Below are 8,412 nucleotides of genomic sequence, written 5' to 3' on the forward strand. Positions count from 1 at the left end.
AAATCTAAGATTTATGGAAAGATTAGCATTTATAGCTTTGACTTAATACTCTCCCGATTAATTCTTTAATTGCCTCTGAAAATGCCTATTAATTTTCACAAATTTGTGTTAATAATTGAGAATATTCAAGATGGGTATCTAAACTTTTGTTAGATGGAAGTAGATTATTTAATTATTGGCCAGGGAATAGCGGGGACCTGCATGTCTTATCAGTTAATGAGAAGAGGTAAAAAAGTAATGGTCATTGACCAGATAGAACAAAAAAGTTCTTCTGAAGTTGCTGCAGGTTTGTTTAATCCGATTACGGGTAGGAAAATGAAAAAAAGCTGGAAGGCAGACACCTTGTTTCCAAATATGATCAGTTTTTACCGGGAATTGGAGGAGGTGACCAAAAGCTCTTTTTTACATGAGGTTCCTATATATCGTCCTTTTTTCTCTATTGAGGAACAAAATGAATGGATGGCTAAAAGCGCTGATCTGGATTACCAGCAGTTTATTCATAAGGTTTGGAACAAAAGTCTGGGGAATGGACTTGTAAAGGATCCTTTTGGTGGGCTTGAGTTAAAAATGTCCGGTTATTTGGATATTCCTAGTTTACTGGAGGCATACCGGGAGTATTTAAGGGCTTTGGGTGCTTTTAGAGATGAACAGTTCATGGAAAATGAATTGAAATTGGAAAACGGTAAAGTGAAATATAAAAATCTGGAAGCCCATAAAGTAGTTTTTTGTAACGGACCTTCTGCCAGATTTAGCAAATATTTCTCTTGGCTTCCTTTTCGACCGGTAAAGGGGGAATTACTTCACATTGAAACGGATGCTTTGTTAGATAAGATCTATAATCGAGGTGTATTTGTTGTACCGACGAAAACTGGGATATGTAAGGTGGGAGCGACCTATAATTGGAAGGAATTAAATCATGTTGCAACTAGTAATGCTAGAACGGAATTAGAAGAGAAATTGAATAATTTAGTGATTTTTTCGTATGAAGTTATTGATCAAAAAGTGGGGGTTAGGCCAGCAACCAAGGACAGAAAACCATTTTTAGGTAGCCATCCAAATTTTTCCGAATTGGCCGTTTTTAATGGTCTAGGGACAAAAGGAGTTTCTCTTTCACCTTATTTTTCCGAACAGTTGGCAGACTTTTTTGTAATGAATAAAGAACTTGATATGGAAGTTAATATTAATCGTTATATTTCCCTATATTCACCATAAACCTACTATCAATTTGTCTGTCTATGTTTTCCGGTAAAAATAGCCCATTTCATTTCATTAGTTTCATTTTAATAGGATTTATTCTTTGTAATTCAGGTTTTGCACAGACACCTGTCATAGATTTTGGGAAGAACCGGATCCAATATAAAAACTTTGATTGGAGATATTATAGCACAGATAATTTCGAAGTTTATTATTACGACAAAGGGCAATCGGCTGCAAGACAGGCCGCAGAGTTCATGGAAGAGGAATATGAGCGTATGACCGAGGTCCTTGGCTATGCTCCTTATTCGAAGTCCAAAATCTTTCTCTATAATTCAGTTAGTGATCTTCAACAAAGTAATGTGGGGATTGATGGGGAGCAGTTTACAGTTAGTGGGCAGACCAATTTTGTGAAACTTCAGGTGGAGGTAGCCAATCCTGGGACGATTACCGGGCTAAAAGAACAATTGGTTTTGAAAACTGCCCGAATGCTGATTAACGATATGATGTATGGGGGAAATCTGACCGATATTATTCAGAATGCTTATCTATTGACCTTGCCAGATTGGTTTATGGATGGGGCAGCACTTTATTTGGCAAAAGGTTGGAGTGTAGAGATGGATGACCATCTTCGGGAGCTCCTGTCTAAAAAGAGAGTAAAAAAGCTTTCTAAATTTACAGGACAAGAAGCAGCTTTGGTGGGGCAGTCTCTTTGGAATTATATGGCTGAGCAGTATGGACAGAATAGTATAAATAATATTCTGAACCTAACTAGAATTATTCGAAACGAGGAAAATAGTATTGAAAGCACCCTTGGAGTTCCTTATAAACAGTTTATTTATGATTGGAATGTCTATTATCAGGCAATGGGTGAAAAAATAAAAGGTAAATATAACAATGCCCCTCCCAATAAAAGATTAAGGAAGAGAAATCGAAAAGGAATTACCTACAATAAGGTGAAGATCAGTCCCGATGGGCAATTTTTGGCCTATTCAGAGAATAATAAGGGTAAATATAGGGTATTCATTAAGAATTTGGCCAATGGACGGCGCAAACAAGTATTCTCCGGAGGTTATAAAACGATCAATCAGGATACAGATCCAGATATCCCTTTATTGGCTTGGAAGGATGCAAAAACCCTGGGGATTATCAGTGTTTACAGAGGTCGAAATTATTTGTGGTTGTATGAAACCACTTCAAGTAGTTCACAGCGGATTTTGTTGGATAGGTTTGAACAAGTCAAGGATTTTTCTTTTTCTTCAAATGGAAATGTTGCTGTGATGAGCGCAGACAGTAGGGGACAGAACGACCTTTATTTGGTGAGTGTGAACCGTACCTCAATAAGAAGACTAACCAATGATTTATTTGATAACCTGAACCCTCGCTTTATTCCTAATAGCCGGAATATTGTATTTAGCTCCAACCGAACTACAGATAGCCTTAGAGTAAATGATCAGAAAGTAAATGAACTAAAAGAATATTTTAATCTGTATATGATGGATGCAGATACTACGAAAGAGCGTTTGGTGAAGATTACAAACAATATTTATAAAAATATAAATCCCATTCCTGTAAATGAATCTACCATTTATTATTTGAGTGATGAAAAGGGAGTTGTAAATGTTTATAAGTATGATTTGGATAAGGGCCTGTATAATCAAGTTTCTGATTTTAGCCTTAGCTTAGAAGATTATGATATTAACTACCAAACTTCTTCTCTGGCTTTCACTTCTTTGTATCGTGGTAAGGGAAATGTTTTTTATATCCGGGAATTTGAACTCCAAGATGAGGTGTTTACCCCTCAAACTACACGGCAGGAAATTTATCAGTCTCGATTTTTGAAAGAATATATTGAAGAACGTAGACAAGAAAAGGAGGAGGAAGGTGTAAATCCTGCGGATACGCTGTTTTTTGGGTTGCCGAAAGATTCCCTTTCTAATGATTTGGGAAGTCAGCCTACAGATATTATTAATACTGATGATTTAATCTTTGATAAAGAGACCGAGGAAGAAGAGGAAAAAGAAGAAAACTTCTTTATGGCTCAATTACTCGATTATAAAAAAGAATCCCCAATTGAAGGGCCCTTAAACTATACCCCTAGATTTAGTGCGAACAATATTGTCACTACTATGAAGGTGGACCCCTTGTTTGGTTTGGGCTTGTTATTTGAAGTGGAAATGAATGATATGCTAGAAAACCATAAATTTCATGGGGGATTAATGCCTGTTTTGGACTTTCAAAGTGGAAAAATATTTGCTGAATACAGTTATCTGAAATATTTTACAGATTTTCATTTCCGTTATGAAAGAGAGTCATTGTTCCTTGCAGATGAGGATTTAGCTAACTTGATGCAGCGCTATATCCTCAATCGATTTGAAGTAGGGGCTTCTCTTCCTCTTTCGGTTTCTACCAGAATTTCTGGAAGCCCATTTTTTACTCATACTATGGCTATTGATCTTGATCCCAACAAGATGGTGGTAGGTGCACAAAGAGAACCCATTGATAATAATATGTTTTTTGCTGGGATTAAGTTTCAGTTGGTAATGGATAATACTCTTACGAATGGACTGAATATGCTGGAAGGAACCAGGTTGTCAGCCATTTTTGAGCATCATCAGGCTACAAATGAAAAAAACGGTAGTTTTAGTAATATCAATTTTGATTTCAGACACTATCAGAAAATTCATCGAGAGTTTGTGCTGGCAACTCGTGTTTTTTATGGACAGTTTTTTGGAAAAAATAAGCAGGAGTATTTATTGGGAGGAATGGATAATTGGTTGTTTAATGAATTCGATGACAAGAACAAGGAGTTATTGGCTATTAATGAGGATAGGGATAACACCAATTTGTTATTTACAGAATTTGTGACCTCTCTGAGAGGTTTTGACTATAATACCTTCCATGGAAATAGTGCCTTTTTAGCAAATGTAGAACTGCGTTTGCCGGTGGTGCGGTATTTTTATCGTGGGCCTATTGAATCAAATTTCTTTAGAAATCTGGAAATTATTGGCTTTTTCGACATTGGCTCAGCTTGGTCGGGAGGTTCACCATTTTCTGAGGACAATAGTTTAAAAAAGGAAGTAATAAAGAGACCAGGTTCCCCTTTCGAAGCAACCCTCAAAAATTTTCAAAGTCCCTGGTTAATGGGATACGGGACAGGGGTAAGGACAGCTCTTTTTGGTTATTATATGAAGTTTGACGTAGCCTGGCCTTATTTTGATTATGAAATCGGAGATCCGAAATTTTATTTTACTCTAGGGTATGATTTTTAATGAATAAATAATAGCGCCTTGCATTACTAATTATTCATTATTATTTATTTAATTTTCATTATCAATTAACCAATGTAAGATAGAATACTATCAAATATTGCTTTCCCATCCGTATTGGCAAGGGCATTATCTGCGGCTCTTTCAGGGTGAGGCATCATGCCGAAAACATTTTTATTTTTATTCATTACTCCGGCAATATTATTTAAGGAACCATTTATATTGAAGGTATCATCGAGGTTACCATTTTCATCCGAATAACGGAATAACACTTGTCCGTTCTCTTCAATAGTTTTTAATTCTGCCTCGGAAGCAAAATATCTACCTTCTGCATGCGCCACTGGAATCTTGTAAGCTTTATCCAGGTTCAGGTTTTTGGTTAAAGCCGAATCAGCATTGGCCGCTTTTATATAAGTATTCTTGCAAATGAATTTCTGATCTTTATTTCGTAATAATGCCCCAGGCAAGAGACCAGCTTCCGTTAGAATTTGGAATCCATTACAAATTCCCAATAAGTACCCTCCATTATTGGCATGATCAATTACTTTTTCCATTATTGGAGAAAAGCGCGCAATGGCTCCGGACCTTAAATAATCTCCATAAGAGAATCCACCTGGTAAAACTATGAAGTCACAACCCTGCAGATCTGTATCTTTATGCCACAATTTGACAACTTCTTGCTTCATGATAGATTGAAGCACATATATCATATCTTCGTCACAATTGGAACCGGGGAAAACTACTACACCGAATTTCATTCTTTCAAGCAAGGGTTTAGGGTAATTATTAAAATTTATTACAGATAACAAAAACTTAACAGAATTTAGACTTGGTTAAACATGTTATCTTTTCGGCTGTAAAGCTAAATAATGCAAGCATGAGATAAAACTTTTTTAGTTTATATCTATATTTAACTTTGCATTTTAGGCTTGATAAGAAATAGTTTGATTCAATGGATAATGTTCTGACTAATATGCATCAGTTTTTGACCCTGGGTGAACCGTTTCTTTGAAAGGTGAATTTTATCCTGTTGCCTAGGTGTTTGCAAATTTGAAATCCATAACTCGTAATTATTATAAATAGGATATTCTGATAGAGGTTTAATTTTGGAAGCCTTTAATCATGAATTTGAAACAAATTCAACATATGAATAAGTCGATGACGGGCTACGGAGTAGCCAGTTTTGAAAAGGAGGGTAAGACAATAACTGTAGAAGTAAGAACCTTAAATTCAAAATACCTTGATATTAACTTAAGGCTGCCCAGAGCATTTTCCGAAAAAGAACTGGAAATAAGAAACTTGATCTCTTCCCAATTAGAGCGAGGAAAGGTTTCTTTAAGTATAGATTACCAAAATCGAACCAATGTTTCGAGTAGAAGGGGACTAAATAAAGATTTGTTTAAAGATTACTTTCAGGAATTGAAAGCGATATCAAACGAAGTTGATGCAGGAAAGGAAGATATCTTTAAATTAGCCCTGGAGGCCCCTGAAGTAATGACGGTGGAAACCATAAAGGAAGATTTTGGTGAAGACTGGGAGATTATTCTTGCCACTTTTACCAAGGCTATTGAGTTATGTAATCAGTTTAGAAAACAAGAAGGAGATGCTTTAGGTAAGAAATTACTTTCCTATGCGGAAGCTATAGATAAACTGTTGGATAAGGTAGAAAAACGGGATCCAAAAAGAATTGAAGGCTTAAAAAGTCGAATTCAACAACAACTAACTGAATTGGTGAGCCCTGAAAATGTTGATAAGAACCGTTTTGAGCAGGAATTGATATACTATATTGAAAAGTTGGATATCAATGAAGAAAAGGTTCGGTTGCGAAATCACTTAGATTTTTTTCGGGAAATCATTCATTCTGATAAATCAGAAGGGAAAAAATTAGGGTTTGTTTCTCAAGAAATTGGTCGAGAAATTAATACAATTGGATCCAAAGCCAATGATTCGGAAATCCAAAAATTAGTTGTGGGAATGAAGGAAGAGTTGGAAAAAATTAAAGAGCAATGTCTTAATATCCTTTAAAAAACGTGGATTGTAATTATAGAATTAAGGGATTTTAGGATTTAATCAACACGAATAAAAACTAAAATTCCTTAACCCTAAGTACTCTAATTCTAAATTACATTTAATTCTTTTCCTACTTCAATGAATGCTTGAATAGCCTTTTCTAAATGCTCTTTTTCATGAACGGCTGAAATCTGAACGCGGATTCTGGCTTGCCCTTTAGGGACTACAGGGTAATAGAAACCAATCACGTAAATTCCTCTTTCAAGTAATTTTGCAGCCATCTGTTGAGAAAGTACGGCATCATAAAGCATAATAGGAACAATTGGGTGTTCTCCTGCTTTAATGTCAAAGCCTGCTTTCGTCATTTTTTCCCGGAAATATTGGGTGTTGCTTTCCAGTTTGTCCCGAAGTTCGGTGGTTTCTGTTAGCATATCCAATACCGCAATAGAGGCTCCAACAATGGAAGGGGCTAAAGTATTGGAAAAAAGGTAAGGACGAGATCTTTGACGTAGCAAATCAATTATTTCTTTTCTACCTGAGGTAAATCCTCCGGAAGCACCTCCTAGGGCCTTTCCTAATGTACCGGTAATAATATCCAATTTACCCATTACACCACAGTGTTCATGGACTCCTCTTCCGGTTTTTCCCATAAATCCTGTAGAATGACATTCATCGGACATGACCAATGCCTGATATTTATCAGCCAATTGACAAATTTTATCTAACTGGGCAATTGTGCCATCCATAGAAAAAACTCCATCGGTTACAATAACCTTTTGTTTTGCACCTGCAGCTTGAGCTTCTTTCAACTTTTCTTCAAGATCGGCCATGTCATTATGCTTATAACGATACCGCATAGCTTTACAAAGTCGGACTCCATCAATGATGGAGGCATGGTTAAGTGTATCAGAGATGATTGCGTCATCAGGTCCAAATAATGGTTCAAATACACCTCCATTAGCATCAAAGGCAGCTGCGTATAAAATAGTGTCTTCTGTACCTAAAAATTCTGATATCTTTTTTTCTAGCTGGGTGTGGATATCTTGTGTTCCGCATATAAAGCGAACCGATGACATGCCAAATCCATGAGTATCGATAGCCCTTTTGGCTGCCTCAATCACATTGGGGTGGGAAGACAATCCCAAATAATTGTTGGCACAAAAGTTAATGACTTCTTTTCCATCCTCAAGTTTTATTTCTGCCCCTTGAGGACTCGTAATGATTCGTTCTTCCTTGTATAGGCCGGCTTCTTTTATGTTCTCCAGCTCTTTTGTTAAAACAGGTTTTAGTGTATCAAACATTTTAAGATAATGTTTTGAGTGTTAAAAAACGCAGATCAATGACCTTCAGAGAAATTAATGGAGACAAAATTAGAAATTTAGACTGGAAATTTAGCATTATTAAGTTTATAATGATTCCCATTTGAGGGAATAAATAAAAGGTTAAGAACTAGATTAAACCTTATGTTGCCTAAATGAAAGTTGCTGAATATTAATAAACAATGGCTTAAAAGGGGCATTTTGCCCTAAGAACTCTAATAAAGTAACGGTTCTCCAAAAAATCTGAATAAGAGATATGGAAGTCCTAAAGGCCTTTGAAATCAACCATTATCTGAAGAAAAAAGTACAAATAGTACTCTTTTTAGGTTTTTGAGAGCTTCAATAGGTAAAAGTAGAAATTAAAATATTTTATTTAATGTTAGGAGTGCTTTAAAACTTGGATTATAAAATTTTTGTACCCTTTCCGTCCATTGATATTAAGATTTTCTAAAATTATTATTGAAGAGGCTTAGCTAATTGGGTCCTCTCTTCTTTAAGTTAAAGGAAACCTTCTTCTTATGGGATTGATTAAAAACAGTTTTTGAGCGGTAAAGCTATTTGGGTGCACTTGCTTAAATAATTTTTCCCAATCATTCCATAGTTCAGGTTCTGCTTTTTTA

At 35.8% G+C, this 8,412-nt stretch carries 5 protein-coding genes; 3 read left to right on the forward strand and 2 right to left on the reverse strand.

The features are described 5' to 3' along the window. Window positions 1–153: 153 nt before the first annotated feature. Window positions 154–1,212, forward strand: a complete 1,059-nt coding sequence (locus E1171_RS13210) for an NAD(P)/FAD-dependent oxidoreductase (protein ID WP_155206480.1) — start codon at window positions 154–156, stop codon at window positions 1,210–1,212. A 23-nt stretch (window positions 1,213–1,235) separates the two neighbouring features. Beyond that, window positions 1,236–4,466 carry a PD40 domain-containing protein gene (locus tag E1171_RS13215; RefSeq protein ID WP_155206481.1) on the forward strand — a complete coding sequence of 1,077 codons (3,231 nt, stop codon included), beginning with the start codon at window positions 1,236–1,238 and terminating at the stop codon, window positions 4,464–4,466. A gap of 65 nt (window positions 4,467–4,531) precedes the next feature. Here the strand turns inward: E1171_RS13215 and purQ are convergent, their stop codons facing one another. After that, window positions 4,532–5,221, reverse strand: coding sequence for a phosphoribosylformylglycinamidine synthase subunit PurQ (gene purQ, locus E1171_RS13220; protein ID WP_155206482.1), 690 nt, complete (start codon window positions 5,219–5,221; stop codon window positions 4,532–4,534). Window positions 5,222–5,585: 364 nt separating this feature from the next. On the opposite strand from purQ, the gene E1171_RS13225 reads away from it, so the two are divergent. After that, on the forward strand, window positions 5,586–6,488 hold the full coding sequence (locus E1171_RS13225; RefSeq protein WP_246164331.1) for a YicC/YloC family endoribonuclease: 903 nt from the start codon (window positions 5,586–5,588) through the stop codon (window positions 6,486–6,488). A 92-nt stretch (window positions 6,489–6,580) separates the two neighbouring features. Here the strand turns inward: E1171_RS13225 and kbl are convergent, their stop codons facing one another. Further along, entirely contained in the window at window positions 6,581–7,774 is a 1,194-nt protein-coding gene (kbl, locus tag E1171_RS13230; protein WP_155206483.1) for a glycine C-acetyltransferase, read from the reverse strand. Window positions 7,775–8,412 lie beyond the last annotated feature (638 nt).

This window comes from Xanthovirga aplysinae (genome assembly GCF_009711365.1).
Taxonomy (GTDB): Bacteria; Bacteroidota; Bacteroidia; order Cytophagales; family Cyclobacteriaceae; genus Xanthovirga; species Xanthovirga aplysinae.

Excerpts from the sequence above, each read along its gene's own strand:
- E1171_RS13210 (WP_155206480.1), top strand. The coding sequence starts at position 154 with ATGGAAGTAGATTATTTAATTATTGGCCAGGGAATAGCGGGGACCTGC.
- E1171_RS13215 (WP_155206481.1), top strand. The coding sequence starts at position 1,236 with ATGTTTTCCGGTAAAAATAGCCCATTTCATTTCATTAGTTTCATTTTA.
- purQ (WP_155206482.1), bottom strand. The coding sequence starts at position 5,221 with ATGAAATTCGGTGTAGTAGTTTTCCCCGGTTCCAATTGTGACGAAGAT.
- E1171_RS13225 (WP_246164331.1), top strand. The coding sequence starts at position 5,586 with ATGAATTTGAAACAAATTCAACATATGAATAAGTCGATGACGGGCTAC.
- kbl (WP_155206483.1), bottom strand. The coding sequence starts at position 7,774 with ATGTTTGATACACTAAAACCTGTTTTAACAAAAGAGCTGGAGAACATA.